General features: G+C 56.8%; 20 protein-coding genes and 1 tRNA gene. 18 read left to right on the forward strand and 3 right to left on the reverse strand.

From position 1 onward, the window contains the following. The first annotated feature begins 157 nt into the window (after window positions 1-157). Genes BFC21_RS23300 through BFC21_RS23330 form a run of 7 tightly spaced genes read left to right on the forward strand, consistent with a single transcriptional unit; the run spans window position 158 to window position 7,282 of the window. Window positions 158-2,410 (forward strand): phage tail protein, encoded by a 2,253-nt coding sequence (locus tag BFC21_RS23300; RefSeq protein ID WP_120266550.1) that lies wholly within the window; start codon window positions 158-160, stop codon window positions 2,408-2,410. Between the two features lie 8 nt (window positions 2,411-2,418). After that, complete coding sequence (locus BFC21_RS23305; protein WP_120266551.1) at window positions 2,419-2,937, forward strand: DUF4376 domain-containing protein; 519 nt, start codon at window positions 2,419-2,421, stop codon at window positions 2,935-2,937. Then, entirely contained in the window at window positions 2,934-3,860 is a 927-nt protein-coding gene (locus tag BFC21_RS23310; protein ID WP_120266552.1) for a hypothetical protein, read from the forward strand. Before BFC21_RS23305 ends, BFC21_RS23310 begins: the two co-directional genes overlap by 4 nt. Next, window positions 3,857-4,396 carry a DNA-binding protein gene (locus BFC21_RS23315; RefSeq protein ID WP_120266553.1) on the forward strand — a complete coding sequence of 180 codons (540 nt, stop codon included), beginning with the start codon at window positions 3,857-3,859 and terminating at the stop codon, window positions 4,394-4,396. The genes BFC21_RS23310 and BFC21_RS23315 overlap by 4 nt, the downstream gene beginning before the upstream one ends. Further along, window positions 4,393-5,103: a hypothetical protein gene (locus BFC21_RS23320; RefSeq protein WP_120266554.1), complete on the forward strand. Its 711-nt coding sequence runs from the start codon at window positions 4,393-4,395 to the stop codon at window positions 5,101-5,103. The genes BFC21_RS23315 and BFC21_RS23320 overlap by 4 nt, the downstream gene beginning before the upstream one ends. Next, on the forward strand, window positions 5,076-6,050 hold the full coding sequence (locus BFC21_RS23325) for a phage baseplate assembly protein V (protein ID WP_120266555.1): 975 nt from the start codon (window positions 5,076-5,078) through the stop codon (window positions 6,048-6,050). The genes BFC21_RS23320 and BFC21_RS23325 overlap by 28 nt, the downstream gene beginning before the upstream one ends. Window positions 6,051-6,070: 20 nt before the next feature. Further along, the gene (locus tag BFC21_RS23330; RefSeq protein ID WP_120266556.1) at window positions 6,071-7,282 is read left to right on the forward strand and encodes a hypothetical protein; all 1,212 of its coding nucleotides are present in this window, start codon (window positions 6,071-6,073) and stop codon (window positions 7,280-7,282) included. Between the two features lie 304 nt (window positions 7,283-7,586). On the opposite strand, the gene BFC21_RS23340 is transcribed toward BFC21_RS23330, so the two are convergent. Further along, window positions 7,587-7,970, reverse strand: a complete 384-nt coding sequence (locus tag BFC21_RS23340; protein WP_256557597.1) for a hypothetical protein — start codon at window positions 7,968-7,970, stop codon at window positions 7,587-7,589. Window positions 7,971-8,931: 961 nt separating this feature from the next. Continuing rightward, window positions 8,932-9,016 (reverse strand) — tRNA-Leu (locus BFC21_RS23345). 106 nt (window positions 9,017-9,122) lie between these two features. Here BFC21_RS23345 and queA point away from each other — a divergent pair. From queA to BFC21_RS23375, 6 genes are all read left to right on the forward strand, one after another. After that, the gene (queA, locus tag BFC21_RS23350) at window positions 9,123-10,184 is read left to right on the forward strand and encodes a tRNA preQ1(34) S-adenosylmethionine ribosyltransferase-isomerase QueA (protein ID WP_086795915.1); all 1,062 of its coding nucleotides are present in this window, start codon (window positions 9,123-9,125) and stop codon (window positions 10,182-10,184) included. 11 nt (window positions 10,185-10,195) lie between these two features. Continuing rightward, window positions 10,196-11,311 carry a tRNA guanosine(34) transglycosylase Tgt gene (gene tgt, locus BFC21_RS23355; RefSeq protein ID WP_083369874.1) on the forward strand — a complete coding sequence of 372 codons (1,116 nt, stop codon included), beginning with the start codon at window positions 10,196-10,198 and terminating at the stop codon, window positions 11,309-11,311. Window positions 11,312-11,353: 42 nt separating this feature from the next. Then, window positions 11,354-11,689 (forward strand): preprotein translocase subunit YajC, encoded by a 336-nt coding sequence (gene yajC, locus BFC21_RS23360; protein ID WP_095001475.1) that lies wholly within the window; start codon window positions 11,354-11,356, stop codon window positions 11,687-11,689. Window positions 11,690-11,755: 66 nt separating this feature from the next. Next, on the forward strand, window positions 11,756-13,624 hold the full coding sequence (secD, locus tag BFC21_RS23365; protein WP_016779596.1) for a protein translocase subunit SecD: 1,869 nt from the start codon (window positions 11,756-11,758) through the stop codon (window positions 13,622-13,624). 9 nt (window positions 13,625-13,633) lie between these two features. Next, on the forward strand, window positions 13,634-14,548 hold the full coding sequence (secF, locus tag BFC21_RS23370; RefSeq protein WP_088379054.1) for a protein translocase subunit SecF: 915 nt from the start codon (window positions 13,634-13,636) through the stop codon (window positions 14,546-14,548). Between the two features lie 122 nt (window positions 14,549-14,670). After that, window positions 14,671-15,198 (forward strand): glycine zipper 2TM domain-containing protein, encoded by a 528-nt coding sequence (locus BFC21_RS23375; RefSeq protein WP_019823693.1) that lies wholly within the window; start codon window positions 14,671-14,673, stop codon window positions 15,196-15,198. Window positions 15,199-15,357: 159 nt separating this feature from the next. Here BFC21_RS23375 and suhB read toward each other — a convergent pair whose 3' ends face one another. Beyond that, window positions 15,358-16,173, reverse strand: a complete 816-nt coding sequence (suhB, locus tag BFC21_RS23385; RefSeq protein WP_016779599.1) for an inositol-phosphate phosphatase — start codon at window positions 16,171-16,173, stop codon at window positions 15,358-15,360. A gap of 144 nt (window positions 16,174-16,317) precedes the next feature. Between suhB and trmJ the strand changes: the two genes are divergently transcribed. The 5 genes from trmJ (at window position 16,318) to iscU (ending at window position 20,366) form a co-directional block, all read left to right on the forward strand. After that, the gene (gene trmJ, locus BFC21_RS23390; protein WP_088379055.1) at window positions 16,318-17,088 is read left to right on the forward strand and encodes a tRNA (cytosine(32)/uridine(32)-2'-O)-methyltransferase TrmJ; all 771 of its coding nucleotides are present in this window, start codon (window positions 16,318-16,320) and stop codon (window positions 17,086-17,088) included. Between the two features lie 2 nt (window positions 17,089-17,090). Beyond that, window positions 17,091-17,867, forward strand: a complete 777-nt coding sequence (cysE, locus tag BFC21_RS23395; RefSeq protein ID WP_095005006.1) for a serine O-acetyltransferase — start codon at window positions 17,091-17,093, stop codon at window positions 17,865-17,867. A 260-nt stretch (window positions 17,868-18,127) separates the two neighbouring features. After that, the gene (gene iscR / locus BFC21_RS23400; protein ID WP_003443378.1) at window positions 18,128-18,619 is read left to right on the forward strand and encodes a Fe-S cluster assembly transcriptional regulator IscR; all 492 of its coding nucleotides are present in this window, start codon (window positions 18,128-18,130) and stop codon (window positions 18,617-18,619) included. 49 nt (window positions 18,620-18,668) lie between these two features. Continuing rightward, complete coding sequence (locus BFC21_RS23405; protein WP_088379057.1) at window positions 18,669-19,883, forward strand: IscS subfamily cysteine desulfurase; 1,215 nt, start codon at window positions 18,669-18,671, stop codon at window positions 19,881-19,883. A 96-nt stretch (window positions 19,884-19,979) separates the two neighbouring features. Then, window positions 19,980-20,366, forward strand: a complete 387-nt coding sequence (iscU, locus tag BFC21_RS23410; RefSeq protein WP_007929523.1) for a Fe-S cluster assembly scaffold IscU — start codon at window positions 19,980-19,982, stop codon at window positions 20,364-20,366. Window positions 20,367-20,435 lie beyond the last annotated feature (69 nt).

Genomic DNA, 20,435 nt, shown 5'->3' on the forward strand with positions numbered 1-20,435 from the left:
AACACCGTGCAACTGCGCCTGACCACCCAGGAGTTCGGCAACGACTCGCTGTCGGTCTCGGCTCGCTTCGACGACACCCACACCGTCAGCGTTTCGCTGAACACCACCGAATTCAACCACGACCAGCTCACCCTGGTTACCCGCTAAGGAATCCCCAATGGGTGCAAGTATTACCCTGGCCGGCGAAAGCCTCATTTCGCAGAAACAGAGCAAGCGCGAAGCGCTGCTGGTGTCCAAGTTCATCCTGGCGAACGTGCCTGGCTTGGATACCACTTTGCCGGTGGACCGTGCAGCGGGTGTGCCGGTTGCGGCAAACATCGTTCACAGCGTGCCGGTGACGCGTGAAGGTTACCTGGCCACCAATAAGGTCGTGTACAGCCTGATGCTGGGCAGCGATATCGGTGACTTTGACTTTAACTGGATCGGCCTGGTGTCTGCCGAAGACGTCCTGGTGATCGCGGCCTACGTCCCGCGTCAGCAGAAACGTAAGGAGATTCCGCCGCTGCAGGCAGGCAACAACCTGACTCGCAACATTATCCTGGAGTACGACGGTGCGCAGAGTCTGACCGGGATCAATGTGCCGGCCAGCAGCTGGCAGTTCGATTTCACTGCGGATTTCACTGCTATCAATTCACGGATCGAGCAGCTTCAGGTCGAACTGGATAACAAAGCAGATCTGGACGACGTAGCAGCGCCCGTATCGGTGAGCCTTGACGGGCCTGTCCTGGTCTACCCTGGCAGCTCCAACACCTTCAAAATCACTGACTTCAATCGCTTTAGTGCCTATACCGTCGCTGCCACCGTAGGCACCGCAACGATTGCTGCGGATACGGTCACACTCGCCATTGCCTCAGGCGCTGCAAGCGGGCTGACCACTTTGAAGGTCATCAGAGACGGGGCCGAATCAGTGTTCAGCGTAGCGATTGGCTCGGCGTCGATCGTCTCACCGAAGATCACCAGCCCGATCGCCGGGGCAACGGATGTCATCCTGGATCTGACGATCAAGACCACACCATTTCAAGTGTATCCAGTCGGGTACGACCGCCACGTTTCAACGCGCTATCAAGTAGCGACCGATGAAGCATTCACTGCACTTGTTTTCGACAAGACCAGTACCAGCGAGCTGGAGAGCATCCAGCTGAGCAGCTACGACGTGCTGATGCAGGCTGGTAAACGCTACTACGCGAGAGCTTTCCATAACGGTGCGACACTTACCTCCGCTAACCCGCAGGTCGTAGCGTTCAACACTGTCAGCTCTTACATACGCAAACCCGCGATCGTGGCTCCAACAGACGGTCAGGTTGCCGTAAGTACCGGCGCGGCTTTTAAGAGTGACGCATTCAGCGTTTACGGTGGAAATGACACCCACGTTGCAAGCCGATTCATGATTTCGACTGCAGCGGACGGCACAGGGATTGTCCAGGACAGTGGTTGGGTCAGTGCCAACCTGCTCGGTTTTCAACCCACCAGCCGATTGCCGGAAGCCACCAAGCTGTATGCACGGGTCAAATATCGTGGCCAGACGCTTGGAGAAACAGAATGGTCCGTGCCGATCGCCTTCACAACAGGTCGCTCTTTAAAGGGTACGTTCACTCAACTGCCAACCGGTCCTGCCACTCGCCTGGCCGCTGCAGGAGCTGTGATCAACGGCAAGCTCTACGTTCAGGGTGGACGCTATGACAGCATCAGCGGCTCAATGCGTGCTGACACTTGGGAGTTTTCACCCGTTTCGGCGACATGGAAGCAGATGACGCTCAGTCGAGCGCTGCAGGGGCACTCAGCCGTGGCAATTGGCGGGCTGATTTATTTTCTCGGCGGATCTTCATCCTCTGGCGGCAGTGGTGAAACTGATGCCCTGTGGTCGTATAACCCAGTGGGTGAGGTTGTTAAAGCGCTGGCACCGATCCCTAAAGGTGTTCTCTCTGGTCAACTAGCGGTCAATATCGGCGGGGAGATGTACGTTTTTGGCGGCGGTTTTACGAAAGATGCTTACAAGTACACACCTGCTACCAACACCTGGAAAGCGCTGCAAGCCGCGCCGACGAGCCTCTATAACGGATCAGCGACAGTAGTTGGTAAGAAAGCCTATGTATGGGCCGGCCAGGCTTTCTATTGTTACGACTCTGAAACCAACACCTGGACCACCAAGGCGACGACATCGGAGCTGAGTCTGTTTTACGGTCGCTCGCTGTTGACGATTGACGGCCTCGTTTATGCCCACGGTGGCTACTCAAGCAGCGTTTATACCAATCAACTCTTCAAATATGACCCTGCACTCGATACATGGGAGACGCTGCCCTCAGGTGCGGTGAGCCGCTATGGCTTCGTATTTGACGTGATTGACGGTATTGCCTATGCCTTCGGCGGCGCATCCGCCGGTTATTTGAACGCTTTCTGGAAAATTGCCTGAGGTCTGCCATGTACCAATTAGAAAGTTTCTCCGCTGACGGGGCTCTGGTCACGCATCTTTCAATGCCGTATCGGGCACTGTTCATCGCAGCTGATGAAGAAGAGGCCGACGCCATTGTGGTGGGGCTCAATAAGCCTGAAATGCTCCAAACCTTGGCTGCTATCCGTTACCAGGTGGAAACGGCAGGTCTGACAATGGATGACGGTCTAAAAATTCTCACTGACCGGGTAAGCAGGTCCGAGTTCTACAACAACTATGGAGCGTTGAAGGACGGCCTGATCCCCGATACTAACTGGAAAGCTGCGAACGAATGGAGGGTCTTCACCCTCACAGACATGGAGCCTATCGCCAAGGCTATGGCGGCACACGTCCGGGGCTGCTATGCGGGTGAGAGCCTTGTCGTGACAGCGATCAACGCCGCCGTGACGATGATTGATATCACCGCTATCGACATCGAAGTGCAGTTCAATGAGGCGTACCAGATAGCGTTTGGCGAAGTCATGGGTACCGAGCAGGCGACTGAATGAACTGGACCCCGGTGACCATGCAGTGGCCAACCGAGGCCACCGCCTGGATGGACCAAATGGACGCGGCCAAGGATATGGCTACGGCCCAGCTCGACAGCGCCTACGGTCGTCTGGCCACTCTGGCAGAGCAGGTCACTACTGACCTGAGTCTGATTGGCGAAGCGGTCAAAGGCGTGGTGGCCAGCGGTCGTGCCGCCCTGGACGGCCAGTTTGGCGAGATCCCCAAATGCTTTGTGGTGACACCATTTCAGAGCGGCGTAGGGCAGGGGACCGGTTACCAGCGATTTCTGTCAGCGCCGAACCTGGTGCAACGACTGGCTGACAAGCTCGAGGACAGCGCGGATCCGGCGCACCCGACCGGTGAGCAATATGCCCTGGTGATTCTGTTCCTGGGCACGCGCTTCGACCAGATGGCCGGTGTGCTGTCGAAATTTAACGCCCTGATGCCTATTGCCGAGCTGCAGAAGGCCGAGCGACGTGCCCAGCATCTGTTCGAGCTGGACACGTCGAAATGGGAACTACCGACTGTAGGAGCGCTTCCGCCTTGGGCGGCTCTCCCGCTTGAGCGTTGCACCGTGCTCAAAGAGGCCAGGGCCTCGATCAACGGCCAGTTGGCCCGTTTGGAGAGCTACGCCGCCGATAGTTCGCCGCTCGATGACCTGGCCGAGCTGGTCCAGCGCAAAGCCGAACAGGCCGTGGGGCAGGATTCGAAATTGAACGAGCTGAAAGAGCTGCTGGCCGGCGGCACACCCGACACCAGCATGCAGTCGCGGTTGCTGGGCCCAGGTGATGCCAGCGAGCTGCGCGCCCAGCTGCTCGAGGGCGACGACGCACCAGGCCATGAATGGGTGCTGTCGTCCGGTGTGATGCTGGTGGGATCCCTGCAGGGCCTGAGCTTTGTTCGTGAACTGGTGGGCCTATGACACTGATGCTCAACGGTGAACAGATCATTGGCAAGCGCATGAAAGTGACCGCAAACCTGAAGATCGATAGCGACGACATGTCGGGACAAACCAGCGGTACCGAGAAATCGCATAAGGGCTTCAAGCCCAAGACGCTGACCGTAGCGCTAAATGTGCCCTACAAGGACATGACCAACCTGCGCACGCTGATGCGTCTGGCTGAGAGCACCCAGGGCGGCGGGCAGCGCACAACCTACCGGATCGTCAACGATACCGCCGAGGCCTTCGGCATTCGCCAGGTTGAATTCACCGACGGTGTGAGCGCCCGCGAAGACGACACCCTGAATCAATGGATCGTCCAGTTCACCCTGTCCGAGAAGCTGTCGAACCCGGAGAAGGTCGAAAGCCGTCGCGCCGGAAACCCGGTCACGTCGCAATCCGCACCTGGTGACGGGGTCGCCGGCGCCGGTAATGGATCGGGCACAGCGCCGCAGGAGCTGACCGGCTTTGAGAGTTTGCTCAAGAAAGTTGACACCTACCTGGGGCCGACGCCATGAGCATGAAACTTCACAAGGTGCTGACGATTGGCGGCGTGGTGGTTGCCCTGGTGAATGACGACGTGCGCCTGGACCTCAAAAGCCCAGGGCGTGCGACGTTCACCATTCAAGCCGGGGCCCAGGTGAGCGGCTTGGTCACTCTGGACATCGGCTACAACGAATCCGCGCTGCAGCGGCACTTCATTGGCTACGTCGAGCGATGCACCGCGGCTAATGGCGTCGAGCAGATTGTGTTCTGCAGAGAGGTCGCTGCCGTGTTGGCCAAGTCCATGCCAATGAACTTGCGCCATGTGGATCTGCGCGCTGTGCTGACCGATATCAGCAGCAAAACTGGGCTGCGCTTCCGTGTTCCGGACCAGCCGTACACCAAGGTAAAAGCCCCTTTTTTCTACAGCCTGGCGGCGGGATATCAGGCGATGGACAGCATGGGCACCGTGTTCGGGATCCCCGACTTTATCTGGCAGCAGCAGGGTGACGGGGAAGTGTTCGTGGGTTCTTGGGCGGACAGCTTCTTTGGCGCTCGCTCAGCTCTGCAACTGCCGGTCAGCCTGTTTGACGGCTATCAGGGCAACCAAAGCGCGATGGTTGCAGCCCTTCCCGGGTTGCGACCAGGCGCATCAATCAACCAGGGCGAGCGGATCACCAGTGTCACGCTTGCCGGCACACAGATGGCCATCCGATGGACGACGCAATCAAGCGCAGCGTAGAACGCCTTTATCCTGAACTTACCGGCGGTTATCACTTGCCGCGATTCGCCCGCGTAGTTGGGGTGGCTGACGCTCCCGCCGGCGCATCCATGTGCGACGACTTCCGCCCGCGCTATGCGGTCGACATCGAAGTACTTGGCCAGGACGGTGAAGCAGATCCCGCCGTGCCACGGCTCACTGGTGTGCCGCTGCCGTTGCCCTCAGGTGGCGAAGAGATGGGCATGTTTGCGTTTCCACAGGAAGGCACCCAGGTGGTGGTGTGCTTTGCGTATGGCTCGCCCAGCAAACCCTATATCCAAACGATCCTGCCGCACGGCCTGAGCCTGCCCAAGGTGCCGAAGGGTGACCAGGTGTGGCAGCACAGTGACGCCGTGCAGCAGCGCGTCGACGCGGACGGCAACTGGCTGCGCCTCACAGACGGCAAGATTCGCGACCATTCCCTGGAACGCGAGGTGGAAGCTCTGGGCAACAGCGAGAAATACCAGAGCCACGTCCAGGACGTAGAGAACCATTCCACCGAGGACGTAGGGGGCATCAAGCGGATCAACGCCCTGGGCGCGCTCAAGCTGAATTCAGCCGGTACCGCCACACTCGCCGCCGTCGACGACATGCACCAAGCGACCGGGCGCGATTACAACCTGGTCGTCAGCAAAACTCACAACGCTGCCGTGGGTGGAGACATGCAAGAAAAGATTGCCGGCCTGCGTAAAAGCGTCGCCGGGGCCAGTCAGCAGTTGGTTGCGCCAAAAAACCATGTCGGTTCGGAAGGCGTGAACATTTTCCAAGTGCTGTGCGACACTCTCGATCTAGTCCAGCAGATCGCCAGCGAAATAGCCGCCCATACCCACGGACCTACGCCTGTGCCTACTACCGCCTCAAATTTTGTGGCTGATTCCGCTCAGGCCGGGTTGCTTGCATCGAAACTGGGGGCCGTCACGCTCAAATAATCGTAATCGAGGGATCGGGTTTGAAGTTCAGGAATGACACCGTAGCAACGCAAATCGTAGATGTTTTGAGGACTCATTTAAATGTCCTTGAGAATGGAGCTGTGTCTTACGACGGGGGTGCAGCTATATTATTTGATGCTCTCTACGTCAATTTGAAACACACGTATCAAATTGAGGATGAGGTGGTTTTTGACGCGCTTGTCAATTCTGTATTGGAACTTTTTAAGCGGGACGGTATAAGGCGTGTGCAAGATATCACCGTTACCCTAGGAGGGAAGTGTGCGAGGCTGTTGAGGGTGCGTGAAGAATATGTCCTTGTCACATCTGTTAATTTGCCTGCCCTACAGACGCTTAAACGCAGAAATATCAATGGCTCTACCATATCTTTTAGTCCAGTGGTGCCGGTTAAGTATAATGCCCAACGAAAGAAAATAATAGAACAGCATCAGCGATTGAAATTTGGATCAGAAGTTGACTTTACTTTTGTTACTGTGAAGATAAATGCACCCGACAAGAAAACGGCCTATAACATGGGGATGGATGTACTTAATGTGTATCGTGCACTTTTTCAACTAAATACAAGCAGAAGCAGAAATCTTTTCTCTCAATATGAGGAACAAAGACACCCAACCGCAAGCATTCTCCAGCTTGGCCCATTGCATACTCTTCACAAGCCCTCGGGAGAGGTAGTTAACGACGGGCTATGGTATGAACCTCAATATAGACAGCCTGCGTTGCTTAACATATTGAATCCAGAGTTGGCCGAACACACGGTAGACATTCTTCTGAAACAATTACGCTTGTGTCCTTTCAGTGTCCGAATAACCGAAATACTAAAACTTTTTATTTCTGCAACGGATAGCTATGACCCAGCCCAACGTTTTATGATGCTTTGGGCTACCATGGAAAGAGCGACGGGAACTGATGATACGGATTTGCTGCTTAAAAGAGCCTGCTTCTTCTTTGAAGATCGTGAGCTTCAAAAAAATATTTTGGAGTCATTAAGACTGGCTCGGCATTCAAATGTGCATGGTGGAAAAAAACCGTTCCATATCGGTTTGAAGAATCAGAGTCTTCTCTCGTTCGTGACTCATATCATTTTATTTCTCCTCCAGAACCCATTTAAACATAGGGACTGGGATAGCTTTTTGCAGTTTATTACTACCAATGTAACCAGTGTAGATAAAGAAATTAAAAAGCTTCAAATGGTTAAGAAATTTATCAAGGGCTAGTAAAACCTCCGAATGCCTCATGCTCCCTATCTTGGTTCAAATGTCTACGTGTAGCGTGTCTAGCTTTCCCTGATGGGTGCGACACGCAGTCTCAAAGCCCACATACAGCGCCTCGATTGCAGCGGGCTTGAATGCCCCAGCGGTCTCCAGACCGAATACGAACCCTTCCGCTCGCTGTCCCGCCATGTTTAATGCCTGATCTGATTCTGTGGTTTCGATAGCTATTAGCAGCTTAAGAACCGCTGTGCGTGTGCATGGGGGCATTTCCAGCGTGCGCAGATTCATCACCTTAGTCCTTTAGTTCTCAGTCGTGAATGCTGCCCATCTCCAGATGAACCGGATCAAGGTGCCTTTCTACGGCATATGCCAGTGCCCCATCAGCAAGCTCCAACATGTCGCAAAGGTCGTCATGGTCAATAATAAGGGACCTGTGCAGTGATTGAGCAGTCCTCCGCAGAGTTTTGTGCTGAGCGCCAGGGTTCTCGAGCAAAGCTTCGCTGTCGTGTAGCAAGACCTTCCAGGTGGCGATTGCAGCTGTCCGTTCGATTTTGTGCATATCCATAATCATCTGCTCTAAGATAACTGTATGGATGAACAGTAATGTATTGGATCGTGCTGTGCCAGCTCTCCAGACGAAATGCGCCCGCTGAAAGTCGCGGCGATAAGAAAAAATCATCTGAAAAAGCACTTATCCCCCTCCCGCCGACGGGCTTTGCGTGATTTTTTTGTGCAATTCGCCGGGTAGTGCGAACACGGCTGCAGCCCGCCCCGCCCTTGGGCCTCTGCAGGTGATCGGCCTTTTCATTTTGTGAAAGGTTTTGCAAGGAAATGCAGCGCGGTTGCACAGCGACGCGCCGACCAGGTGAAAACGGCCAAAGGCTGACACCCCCGGGTTCATTGGGCGAAAAATGCGAAAACGGGTGTTTCGGTGCATTTTCAAAATCGTGATCGATCAGAAAGTACCGGTGTAAAGCAATCAATCCGGGCAGGACGCTACGCGGCGTGCATCAGGCCAGCCGTGGCCTACAGCCGATATCTGGGGTGAAACCAGTTTTCACGGGGCTGCACATGCGCTGCTGCATTCGCGTGCCATTTTTGGAGGCGTTAAAAACAGGGTTTTGATGAGATTTGTTCTCAGAGCGAGGGGGGTAATTCTGAAAACAGCGATATTGGCTATACGACCCATCGAACTGCTCTGCAGGCCACGATTTCCGTGGCTTTCCGGTATTACATGGCGAAGTAATATCAAGCGATATAAAACGTAATATTTTCCCCAAACCCCCGGATTCATTGGGTTTTAAAGAATGTAAATATAGCTATTTAGAAAGGTAACAATATCGCCAATGTATCGCTTCAATATCGCCTTTTCCGGAATTGCTGAAAGCCTTGATTTGGAAGGGCTGTGGCGGTTTTTTCGGAGGCGTATTACCAATATTACTAATTTTTCGGCACCCCACAGATTTTAGGATCTGAGTCCTATAGGGGGTGGCGGCCAGTGTGCCGCGCCTTCGTGCTGTGAGCGCGCATTCGTCGCCAGCAGCAGGTGTATCTGCATGGCCCAATGCTGCAGGGCGCTGCCGTGTCATTACGCCAAGATTACGCCAGGCGAAAAAAAAGGCCTTGATAATCAAGGCCTTTCTTCATTGTGCTGGTGCCCCGAGGGAGAATCGAACTCCCACTTCTTTCGAAAACGGATTTTGAATCCGCCGCGTCTACCAATTCCGCCATCAGGGCTCAATGGCGGCGAAGTATAGAGATGAGGTTTAGGTCGGTCAACAACTTATTGGTCTATTTTTGCCAAGTCCGTTAAACTCCCCGGCCCTGCTAGACGAAACCTATCATGCGCGTTGCTGACTTTACTTTCGAGCTCCCTGATTCACTCATCGCACGCCATCCTTTGGCGGAGCGCCGCAACAGTCGCCTGCTGACCCTGGACGGGGAGAGCGGCGTACTGGCACATCGTCAATTTACTGATTTGCTTGAACATTTGCGTCCAGGCGACTTGATGGTGTTTAACAATACCCGGGTGATTCCAGCCCGTCTGTTTGGCCAGAAGGCCTCGGGCGGCAAGCTGGAAATTCTGGTTGAGCGGGTGCTCGACAGTCACCGTGTGCTGGCCCATGTGCGCTCCAGCAAGTCGCCAAAACCGGGTTCGAAGATCCTGATTGATGGCGGTGGCGAAGCCCAGATGCTGGCACGTCACGATGCGTTATTCGAGCTGGGCTTTGCCGAAGAGGTGTTGCCGCTGCTCGACCGTGTCGGGCATATGCCGCTGCCTCCTTATATTGATCGCCCGGACGAAGGTTCGGACCGCGAGCGCTATCAGACGGTCTACGCCCAGCGCCTGGGCGCCGTGGCGGCACCGACCGCCGGGCTGCACTTCGATGAGCCGCTGATGCAGGCCATTGCCGCCAAGGGCGTCGAGACCGCATTCGTGACCCTGCATGTGGGCGCGGGTACGTTCCAGCCAGTGCGGGTCGAGCGTCTTGAAGATCACCACATGCACACCGAATGGCTGGAAGTGGGCCAGGATGTGGTCGATGCCGTGGCCGCGTGCCGTGCCCGAGGCGGGCGGGTGATCGCCGTGGGCACCACCAGCGTGCGTTCGCTGGAGAGCGCGGCGCGCGATGGCGTGCTCAAGCCGTTCAGTGGCGATACCGATATCTTTATCTTCCCCGGTCGACCGTTTCATGTGGTCGACGCGCTGGTGACCAATTTCCATCTGCCGGAATCCACGCTGCTGATGCTGGTTTCGGCGTTCGCCGGTTATCCCGAAACCATGGCGGCCTACAAGGCTGCGGTTGAGCATGGGTACCGCTTCTTTAGTTACGGTGATGCAATGTTCATCACCCGCAATCCTGCGCCGACGGCTCCTGCCCCGGCCCCAGAGGATCAAGCATGAGCAACTGTCGTATGTCCTTCGAGCTGCTGGCCACTGATGGCAAGGCTCGTCGCGGTCGCCTGACCTTCCCCCGTGGTGTGGTTGAAACCCCTGCGTTCATGCCGGTCGGTACCTACGGTACGGTCAAGGGCATGCTGCCGCGTGATATCGAAGCCATCGGCGCGCAGATGATCCTGGGCAACACCTTCCACCTGTGGCTGCGCCCGGGCACCGAAGTGATCAAGAAGCACGGCGACCTGCACGACTTCATGAAGTGGCAAGGCCCGATCCTCACCGACTCCGGCGGTTTCCAGGTGTTCAGCCTGGGCGCCATGCGCAAGATTAAAGAAGAGGGCGTGACCTTCGCCTCGCCGGTCGATGGCGCCAAGGTGTTCATGGGCCCGGAAGAGTCGATGCAGGTCCAGCGCGACCTGGGCTCTGATGTGGTGATGATTTTCGACGAATGCACCCCTTATCCTGCCGATGAAGACACCGCCCGTGTGTCCATGGAGCTGTCGTTGCGCTGGGCGCAACGCTCCAAGAATGCCCACGGCGACAACACGGCGGCACTGTTCGGTATCGTTCAGGGCGGTATGCACCAGAACCTGCGCGAGCGCTCCCTCGAAGGCCTGAACAAGATCGGCTTTGATGGCCTGGCCATCGGCGGTTTGTCGGTGGGCGAGCCCAAGCACGAAATGATCAAGGTGCTGGATTACCTGCCGGCGATGATGCCTGCTGACAAACCTCGTTACCTTATGGGGGTTGGCAAGCCGGAAGATCTCGTTGAGGGTGTGCGCCGCGGTGTGGACATGTTCGATTGCGTGATGCCAACCCGCAATGCCCGCAATGGGCATCTGTTTATCGACACGGGTGTGATCAAGATCCGCAACGCGTTCCATCGCCATGATGATTCGCCGCTGGATCCGACCTGCGATTGCTACACCTGCCAGAACTTCTCCCGCGCTTATCTGCATCACCTGGACAAGTGCGGCGAAATGCTGGGTAGCATGCTCAATACCATCCATAATTTGCGCCACTATCAGGTGCTCATGGCTGGTTTGCGCGAGGCTATTCAACAGGGTACATTGGCCACCTTTGTCGACGCCTTCTATGCCAAGCGCGGGCTGCCTGTGCCGCCCTTGGACTGAGTTTCGGACCTTTAAGAAACAACATTGCAACTGGAGTGCTTAATGAGCTTTTTCATCTCTTCCGCTTTCGCGGACGCTGCTGCACCTGCTGCTGCCCCAATGGGTGGCGGTTTTGAATGGATTTTCCTGGTCGGCTTCCTGGTCATCTTCTACCTGATGATCTGGCGTCCACAGGCCAAGCGCGCCAAAGAGCAGAAAGCCCTGTTGGGTAACCTGCAAAAAGGCGACGAGATCGTGACCACTGGCGGCATCGCCGGCAAAATCGTCAAGGTTTCCGATGCTTTTGTTGTCATCGAAGTGTCTGACACTGTCGAGCTGAAAATTCAGAAAGGCTCGGTTGCAGCCACGTTGCCTAAAGGCACGCTGAAAGCGATCTAAGTTTCAACTTTCAACAATCGACGGGGCGCGCAAGGCGCCCCGCGTTTTAAGCGGGCGGCGTGATTGATGCTGAACAAATACCCTCTGTGGAAATACATACTGATCCTGGCTGTGCTGGCGATCGGTTTTATTTATTCCGCTCCCAATCTGTACCCTGATGATCCGGCCATTCAAGTGTCGGGTGCGAGCACGGCCCTGCAGGTCACTCAAGCCGATCTGGATCGCGCAAGCAAGGCGCTCACGGATGCAGGCATTGCGGTAAAGGGCGCCTCTGTGGCCCAGAACGGCAAAGGTGGTTTGCTGCGCCTGGTCAAGAAAGACGACCAGTTGCCAGCCAAGGATGTAGTACGCAAGGCCCTGGGCGACGACTATGTCGTAGCGCTCAACCTGGCACAGACCACGCCACAATGGTTGCGCAGTCTGGGTGCTCACCCGATGAAGCTGGGTCTGGACTTGTCGGGCGGTGTGCACTTCCTGCTGGAAGTGGACATGGACAAAGCTGTCGATGCACGCATGAAAGTGTACGAGAGCGACGTCAAAAGCCTGCTGCGTAAAGAGAAAGTGCGTTATCGCAGCCTGCCGCAACTCAACGGTGCCATTCAGTTGGGCTTTACTGATGAAGCAGCCCGTGAGCAAGCGCGTAGCCTGATCCGCAAGAGCTTCAATGACTTCGACATTACCGCTGCAGACCTGAACGGTCAGCCGGTGCTGCGACTGGCGATGACCCCGGCCAAGCTGGCGGAAATCCGTGAATATTCCATCAAGCAAAACCTGACAACCGTCCGTAACCGGGTCAACGAGTTGGGTGTTGCCGAGCCTCTGGTTCAGCGTCAGGGTGCCAACCGCATCGTGGTTGAGCTGCCAGGCGTACAAGACACCGCCGAAGCCAAGCGTATCCTGGGCAAGACGGCCAACCTTGAGTTCCGTCTGGCGGCCGAGCCGGGCGCTTCCAAAGCCACTTCCGAAACCTTCGAGTTCCGTGAAGGCAACCGTCCTTCTGCACAGATCGAGCGCGGCCTGATCATCACAGGTGACCAGGTTACCGACGCCCAGGCAGGTTTTGACGAGCACGGCCGTCCACAGGTGAACATCAAGCTTGATGGTCACGGTGGCGAACTGATGAGTCGTTCGACCCGTAGCAACGTGGGCCGCAGCATGGCGGTAATCTTCATCGAGCAGAAGCCGGTGACGACTTACACCAAGCAAGTGGTTGACGGTGTCGAGAAGGACGTACCGGTTCAGTCGTTCAAGGAAGAGAAAAAGATCATCAGCCTGGCGACCATCCAGTCGCCGCTGGGCAGCCAGTTCCGCATTACCGGCCTCAATGGCCAGGGTGAGGCATCCGAGCTGGCCCTGCTGTTGCGTGCCGGTGGTCTGGCTGCGCCCATGTACTTCGCTGAAGAGCGCACCATTGGCCCGAGCCTGGGTGCTGACAACATCACCAAGGGTATCGATGCTTCGTTGTGGGGCATGCTGTTCGTGTCGATCTTCATCATCGCCATCTACCGTTTCTTCGGTGTGATCGCGACGGTGGCACTGGCAGGCAACATGGTCTTGCTGCTGGCCCTGATGTCGGTGCTGGGTGCAACCCTGACCCTGCCGGGTATTGCCGGTATCGTGTTGACGATGGGTATGGCGGTCGATGCCAACGTACTGATCTTCTCGCGTATCCGTGAAGAGATTGCCAATGGCATGACACCGCAGCGGGCGATCAATGAAGGTTTCAACCGTGCCTTTACGGCCATTGTTGACTCCAACCTGACAACCCTGCTGGTCGGCGGGATCCTCTTCGCTATGGGTACCGGGCCGGTCAAAGGCTTCGCGGTGACCATGTCGCTGGGTATCTTTACCTCGATGTTCACGGCCATTATGGTCACCCGCGCACTGGTCAACCTGGTGTATGGCGGTCGGGACTTCAAGAAGTTGTGGATTTAAGGGGCTGCCATGTTACGTACAATCAACTTCATGGGCGTTCGCAACGTTGCGTTCGGCGTCACTGTACTGCTTACCGTGCTGGCCTTGTTCAGCATGTTCCACAAGGGCATGAACTACGGCCTGGACTTCACCGGCGGTACGCTGATCGAGCTGACCTACGAGAAGCCGGCTGACCTCACCAAGGTGCGCAACGAGCTGGTTTCGGCCGGCTTCCACGATGCCGTGGTGCAGAGCTTTGGTGCGACGACCGACTTGCTGGTGCGCATGCCCGGTGATGATCCACTGCTGGGCAACAAGGTAGCGGCTGCGCTGGGCCAGGCAGATACCAGCAACCCGGCGGTGATCAAGCGCGTCGAGTTCGTGGGCCCGCAGGTAGGTGAAGAGCTGCGCGACCAGGGCGGCCTCGGCATGCTGATGGCGCTGGGCGGCATCATGCTGTACCTGGCGTTCCGCTTTCAGTGGAAGTTTGCGGTCGGCGCGATCGTGTCCCTGGTTCACGACGTAATCGTGACGATGGGTATCCTGTCGTGGTTCCAGATTACCTTCGACCTGACGGTATTGGCGGCGGTGCTGGCGATCATCGGTTACTCGCTCAACGACACTATCGTGGTCTTTGACCGGGTGCGCGAGAACTTCCGGGTGCTGCGCAAGGCCAGCCTGATCGAGAACATCAACATCTCGACCACGCAAACCCTGCTGCGCACGATGGCGACCTCGATCTCCACCTTGCTGGCCATTGCCGCACTGCTGATCTTCGGCGGCGACAACCTGTGGGGCTTCTCGATTGCACTGTTCGTGGGTGTATTGGCGGGTACCTACTCGTCGATCTACATCGCCAACGTGGTGTTGATCTGGCTGAATCTCAGTGCAGAGGATCTGATCCCGCCTGCAGCGAGCGAGAAGGAAGTCGACGACCGTCCATAACCCATAGTTATCGACAGGCTGTCACCTAAAAGGCGCGAGTTATTGAACTCGCGCCTTTTTTTATGCTCCAAGTCCAGGATTGGTGTGGGACTGTTCCCACTTAAGATGGTCTGGAGGTTCACGTGAACAAGTCATTGCTGGTGGGTGCTGTACTGGGTGCTGTCGGTGTTACAGCCGGTGGTGCTTTTGCCACTTACAGCTTGGTGAAAGGCCCTGAGTCTGCGCAGGTGCTGGCCGTTGTGCCAGTTAACCAGCAGGTCAAAACGCCGCGTGAGGTGTGCAAGGACGTGACTGTGACGCGCCAGGCGCCAGTCAAGGATCAACATCAGATCGTCGGCAGCGTGATTGGCGCAGTAGCAGGCGGTTTGCTGGGTAATCAGGTGGGCGGCGGTACTGGCAAGAAGATTGCCACGGTAGCCGGTGCGGTGGGTGGCGGTTATGCCGGCAACAAGGTGCAGGAAGGCATGCAGGAGCGTGATACCTACACCACGACCCAGACGCGCTGTAACACCGTCAATGACATCAGCAGCAAGGTCGTCGGCTATGACGTGCGCTATTCGTTGAATGGCAAGGAAGGCAAGGTACGCATGGACCACGAACCGGGCAATGAAATTGCCGTGGACAAGGAAGGCAAGCTGATCCTGAATTAAGTGCTTGTGGGCGCGGGCTTGCCCGCGATGCAGGCACCGCGGTCTGCCAGGCAAGTCGCGGTGATGCTGTCGCGGGCAAGCCCGCTCCCACAGGGTGGGTTGATTGCAAGGCCAAAAAAAAGCACCCCGAAGGGTGCTTTTTTTGTCTGCGGTATTCGCTTAGCGTTTCAGCGAGGTTGGCAGGTGTGGCTGGATTGCAGTCAGAACGGCTTTGAAGCACTTGGTGTTACCGGCAACGATATGACCTTTTTCAAGGAAATCGTGGCTACCGGTAAAGTCGCTGACCAGGCCGCCTGCTTCTTGAATCAGCAGTGCGCCTGCAGCCATGTCCCACTCGGACAGGCCCGACTCCCAGAATGCGTCGAAACGACCTGCAGCCACATAGGCCAGATCCAGGCTGGCAGCGCCTGCACGGCGGATACCGGCAGTCTGGCCAACCAGGCTGCGGAACATGCCCAGGTAGTTGTCCAGGTTGTCCATCTGGTTGTCGCGGAACGGGAAGCCCGTGCCCAGCAGGGCGCCTTCAAGGCTGGTACGACCGCTTACACGCAGGCGGCGACCGTTCAGTTGTGCGCCACGGCCACGGCTGGCAGTGAACTCTTCCTGGCGAACCGGGTCGAGTACCACTGCGTGCTCAAGACGGCCACGGTATTTACAGGCGATGCTGACGGCGAAATGTGGAACGCCGCGCAGGAAGTTGGTGGTGCCATCCAGTGGGTCGATGATCCACAGGTAGTCTTCACCTTCACCGCTGCCTGGGTGCATGCCGGTTTCTTCACCGAGGATGCCGTGCGTCGGGTAAGCCTTGCGCAGGGCGTCGATGATTTTCTGTTCAGCAGCACGATCGACTTCAGAGACGTAATCCTTGGCGTCTTTTTCGTCAACCTTGATGGTATCCAGGCGCTCGATGGAGCGGAAAATCAATTCACTGGCGCTGCGGGCGGCGCGCAGCGCGATATTCAGCATGGGCTGCATGGACGTTTCACCTAAGGTTGTTAAAGAAAGCCGAATATTCTATCAGAAAACTTTGGCAGATGAAGGTTTGCGTTAGCTTTCGTAGCTTATGACGTTTTGCTTAGGTAAGATTTGCTCCCTTTTGCTGGTCTGTGAGCGCTTCCATTGCTGCCTAATATTCGTGTCGTTCTGGTCAATACCAGCCATCCCGGGAACATCGGCGGTGCTGCGCGTGCCATGAAGAACATGGGGTTGTCGCGGCTGGTTCTGGTGGAGCCAAGGGTGTTCCCGCACCATGAAGCCGATGCGCGCGCCTCGGGTGCCGGTGATATTCTGGAAAACGCACAGGTTGTCGCCACCCTTGAAGATGCCCTGGTGGGCTGCAATCTGGTGCTCGGCACCAGTGCTCGTGACCGCCGGATCCCCTGGCCGCTGCTGGACCCGCGCGAGTGCGGGCAAAAAGTGGTTGCAGAGGCGGCCCAGGGTGCTGAAATCGCATTGGTGTTCGGTCGTGAAGATTCCGGCCTGACCAATGACGAGTTGCAGCGCTGTCACTTCCATGTGCATATCCCCTCGGATCCCGAGTTCAGTTCCCTGAATCTGGGTGCCGCCGTGCAGGTGCTCAGCTACGAGATCCGCATGGCGTGGCTGGCGGCCCAGGGGCAGCCGAGCAAGGTCGAGAAAGAAGAAGTGGCGTCCACTAAAAGTGGCGAGCTGGCGACCATGGATGAGCTGGAGCGCTTTTATGAGCATCTGGAGCAAACCCTGGTGGCCATCGAATTCATGGATCCGGAAAAGCCGCGGCATCTTATGGCGCGCCTGCGTCGGCTTTATGGGCGCAGCGCTGTCAGCCGTGCCGAGATGAATATTTTGCGTGGCATTCTCACCGAAACCCAAAAAGCAGCCCGTGGCGAGCTGCTCAAGCGCAAGGATTAATGATGTTTGAGCGTCTGCGTGAAGATATCCAAAGTGTGTTTCACCGTGATCCGGCTGCGCGCAATGCTTTTGAGGTGCTGACGTGTTATCCGGGGATGCATGCGATCTGGATTCACCGCTTGTCGGCGCTGTTGTGGCAGGCTGGCTGGAAGTGGCTGGCGCGCCTGGTGTCCAACTTCGGGCGCTGGTTGACCGGGATTGAGATTCACCCGGGGGCCAAGGTTGGGCGTCGGTTCTTTATTGATCACGGCATGGGTATCGTAATTGGCGAAACCGCTGAAATCGGTGATGACGTGACCTTATACCAGGGCGTGACCCTGGGCGGCACCAGCTGGAACAAGGGCAAGCGCCACCCGACCCTGGAAAACGGTGTGGTGGTGGGTGCTGGTGCCAAGGTGCTGGGGCCGTTCACTGTCGGGGCGGGGGCCAAGGTCGGCTCCAATGCGGTGGTGACCAAGGCTGTACCGCCGGGGGCTACTGTGGTGGGTATCCCGGGGCGGATCATTATCAAGAATGACGATGAGACCGAGGCCAAGCGCAAGGCAATGGCCGAGAAAATCGGTTTTGATGCCTACGGTGTCAGCGAAGACATGCCGGACCCGGTCGCGCGGGCCATTGGCCAGTTGCTTGACCACCTGCAGGCCGTCGACGGCAAGCTGGACGGGATGTGTGGCGCGCTGAAAGACCTGGGCAGTCCTTACTGTGCGAAAGATCTGCCTGAGCTGCGTGAAGAAGACTTCGCGTGCGTCAAGGGAAAGGATGAAAGCAAGGCGGTGTAAGGCTCGTGGGTTGAATTCGCTGTGGGAGCGGGCTTGCTCGCGATGGCATCACGGCGATCCCCCTGAAGGGTTGCGTGGGCCCCATCGCGAGCAAGCCCGCTCCCACAAGATATGTGTCATGTGCCATTACGCCGCAGACCCTGCTACAATGCGCGCGCTCTTTTGCGGGTAATCCCGACTAAAGTACTAGGTCTAATAGTTGACTTAAATAGTCGGGAATAGCATACTCGCTTCCATTCCGAATTCCGTGGTACCTGTCCATGAGACTGACTACAAAAGGCCGTTACGCCGTAACTGCAATGCTCGATTTGGCGTTGCACGCACAGCACGGGCCGGTGTCCCTGGCCGATATTTCCGAGCGCCAAGGCATCTCGCTTTCCTACCTTGAGCAACTGTTTGCCAAATTGCGCCGCAGCAGTCTGGTTTCCAGTGTGCGTGGCCCGGGCGGCGGCTATCAGCTGTCGCGCGACATGCAGGGCATCCAGGTGGCTCAGGTGATCGATGCCGTGAACGAGTCGGTCGACGCAACACGTTGCCAGGGCCTTGGCGACTGCCATGCCGGCGACACCTGCCTGACCCACCACCTGTGGTGCGACCTCAGCCTGCAAATCCACGATTTTCTCAGCGGTATCAGCTTGGCTGATCTTGTCACTCGCCGTGAGGTACAAGAAGTAGCCCAGCGTCAGGATCAGCGCCGCTGTAATGGCAAGGCGCCGCACCTGGATAAGATCGAAGCGTCCGCCGTCGAGTGATTGCATAAAAACGACGGTGCGCCAGCCAGCCTGATTTAGGAGATAGTCCATGAAATTGCCAATTTACCTCGATTACTCAGCCACTACCCCGGTTGATCCGCGTGTTGCTCAAAAAATGAGCGACTGCCTGCTGGTTGACGGGAACTTCGGTAACCCGGCCTCGCGCTCCCACGTATTTGGCTGGAAGGCTGAAGAAGCGGTCGAGAACGGTCGTCGCCAGGTCGCTGACCTGGTCAATGCCGACCCGCGTGAAATTGTCTGGACCTCCGGTGCGACCGAAGCCAACAACCTGGCAATCAAGGGTGCTGCGCATTTCTATGCCACCAAAGGCAAGCACCTGATCACCGACAAGATTGAACACAAGGCCGTCCTCGACACCATGCGCCAGCTGGAGCGTGAAGGCTTTGAAGTGACCTACATCGAGCCGGGCACCGATGGCCTGGTAACACCTGCGATGGTTGAAGCCGCGATGCGCGACGACACCATTCTGGTTTCGATCATGCACGTGAACAACGAAATCGGCACCATCAACGACATCGCTGCCATTGGTGAGCTGACTCGCTCGCGCGGCGTGTTGTTCCATGTCGATGCGGCGCAGTCCACCGGCAAGGTAGAAATCGACCTGGCTAAGCTGAAAGTCGACATGATGTCCTTCTCGGCACACAAGACCTACGGCCCTAAAGGCATCGGCGCACTGTATGTAAGCCGCAAGCCTCGCGTGCGCATTGAAGCTGCCATGCACGGCGGTGGTCACGAGCGCGGCATGCGTTCGGGTACCCTGGCCACCCACCAGATCGTGGGCATGGGCGAAGCGTTCCAGATCGCCAAGGAAGAAATGGCCGCTGAAAACATCCGGATCAAGGCGTTGAGCGATCGCTTCTTCATGCAGGTTGAACACCTTGAAGAACTGTACGTCAACGGCAGCATGATCCACCGCGTACCGCACAACCTGAACCTGAGCTTCAACTACGTTGAAGGCGAGTCGCTGATCATGGCACTCAAGGATCTGGCGGTGTCGTCCGGTTCGGCCTGTACTTCGGCCTCCCTGGAGCCGTCCTACGTATTGCGTGCCCTGGGTCGCAATGACGAGCTGGCGCACAGCTCCATCCGCTTCACCTTCGGCCGTTTCACCACCGAAGAAGAAATCGATTACGCCGCGCAGAAGGTTTGCGAGGCTGTTACCAAGCTGCGCGCCCTGTCGCCGCTGTGGGACATGTACAAAGACGGCATCGACATCTCGAAAATCGAATGGGCGGCGCACTAACAATTTAAGTCGCCGTAAGTAGACGCTGTAAGCGCAGCGAACAGCAGCTTTTACAGCGTCTCAAGAGCGACTCTCTGATGAGTGAGGATTAGTACCATGGCTTACAGCGAAAAGGTCATCGACCACTACGAAAACCCGCGCAACGTCGGCAAGATGAACGCGGAAGACCCGGATGTCGGCACCGGCATGGTCGGCGCCCCGGCGTGTGGCGACGTGATGCGCCTGCAGATCAAGGTTAACGAGCAGGGCATCATTGAAGATGCCAAGTTCAAGACCTATGGTTGCGGTTCGGCAATCGCTTCCAGCTCCCTGGCGACCGAGTGGATGAAAGGCAAGACTCTGGATGAAGCAGAGACCATCAAGAACACTCAGCTGGCCGAAGAACTGGCTTTGCCACCGGTAAAAATTCACTGCTCGGTACTCGCTGAAGACGCCATCAAGGCCGCCGTTCGCGATTACAAGCAGAAGAAAGGTTTGATCTGATCCGTGCTGCCTGTGCCCCCTGGTGGTGCAGGCAAGGTGAAGAAACTGGCAAAAAGGTAAGGAGTCACG

This window comes from Pseudomonas sp. TMW 2.1634 (assembly GCF_001703595.1).
GTDB classification, from domain to species: domain Bacteria; phylum Pseudomonadota; class Gammaproteobacteria; order Pseudomonadales; family Pseudomonadaceae; genus Aquipseudomonas; species Aquipseudomonas fragi.

What these genes read in the sequence shown, in the direction of transcription:
- BFC21_RS23300 (WP_120266550.1), top strand. Translation starts at nt 158, where the DNA reads ATGGGTGCAAGTATTACCCTGGCCGGCGAAAGCCTCATTTCGCAGAAA.
- BFC21_RS23305 (WP_120266551.1), top strand. Translation starts at nt 2,419, where the DNA reads ATGTACCAATTAGAAAGTTTCTCCGCTGACGGGGCTCTGGTCACGCAT.
- BFC21_RS23310 (WP_120266552.1), top strand. Translation starts at nt 2,934, where the DNA reads ATGAACTGGACCCCGGTGACCATGCAGTGGCCAACCGAGGCCACCGCC.
- BFC21_RS23315 (WP_120266553.1), top strand. Translation starts at nt 3,857, where the DNA reads ATGACACTGATGCTCAACGGTGAACAGATCATTGGCAAGCGCATGAAA.
- BFC21_RS23320 (WP_120266554.1), top strand. Translation starts at nt 4,393, where the DNA reads ATGAGCATGAAACTTCACAAGGTGCTGACGATTGGCGGCGTGGTGGTT.
- BFC21_RS23325 (WP_120266555.1), top strand. Translation starts at nt 5,076, where the DNA reads ATGGACGACGCAATCAAGCGCAGCGTAGAACGCCTTTATCCTGAACTT.
- queA (WP_086795915.1), top strand. Translation starts at nt 9,123, where the DNA reads ATGCGCGTTGCTGACTTTACTTTCGAGCTCCCTGATTCACTCATCGCA.
- tgt (WP_083369874.1), top strand. Translation starts at nt 10,196, where the DNA reads ATGTCCTTCGAGCTGCTGGCCACTGATGGCAAGGCTCGTCGCGGTCGC.
- yajC (WP_095001475.1), top strand. Translation starts at nt 11,354, where the DNA reads ATGAGCTTTTTCATCTCTTCCGCTTTCGCGGACGCTGCTGCACCTGCT.
- secD (WP_016779596.1), top strand. Translation starts at nt 11,756, where the DNA reads ATGCTGAACAAATACCCTCTGTGGAAATACATACTGATCCTGGCTGTG.
- secF (WP_088379054.1), top strand. Translation starts at nt 13,634, where the DNA reads ATGTTACGTACAATCAACTTCATGGGCGTTCGCAACGTTGCGTTCGGC.
- suhB (WP_016779599.1), bottom strand. Translation starts at nt 16,173, where the DNA reads ATGCAGCCCATGCTGAATATCGCGCTGCGCGCCGCCCGCAGCGCCAGT.
- cysE (WP_095005006.1), top strand. Translation starts at nt 17,091, where the DNA reads ATGTTTGAGCGTCTGCGTGAAGATATCCAAAGTGTGTTTCACCGTGAT.
- iscR (WP_003443378.1), top strand. Translation starts at nt 18,128, where the DNA reads ATGAGACTGACTACAAAAGGCCGTTACGCCGTAACTGCAATGCTCGAT.
- BFC21_RS23405 (WP_088379057.1), top strand. Translation starts at nt 18,669, where the DNA reads ATGAAATTGCCAATTTACCTCGATTACTCAGCCACTACCCCGGTTGAT.
- iscU (WP_007929523.1), top strand. Translation starts at nt 19,980, where the DNA reads ATGGCTTACAGCGAAAAGGTCATCGACCACTACGAAAACCCGCGCAAC.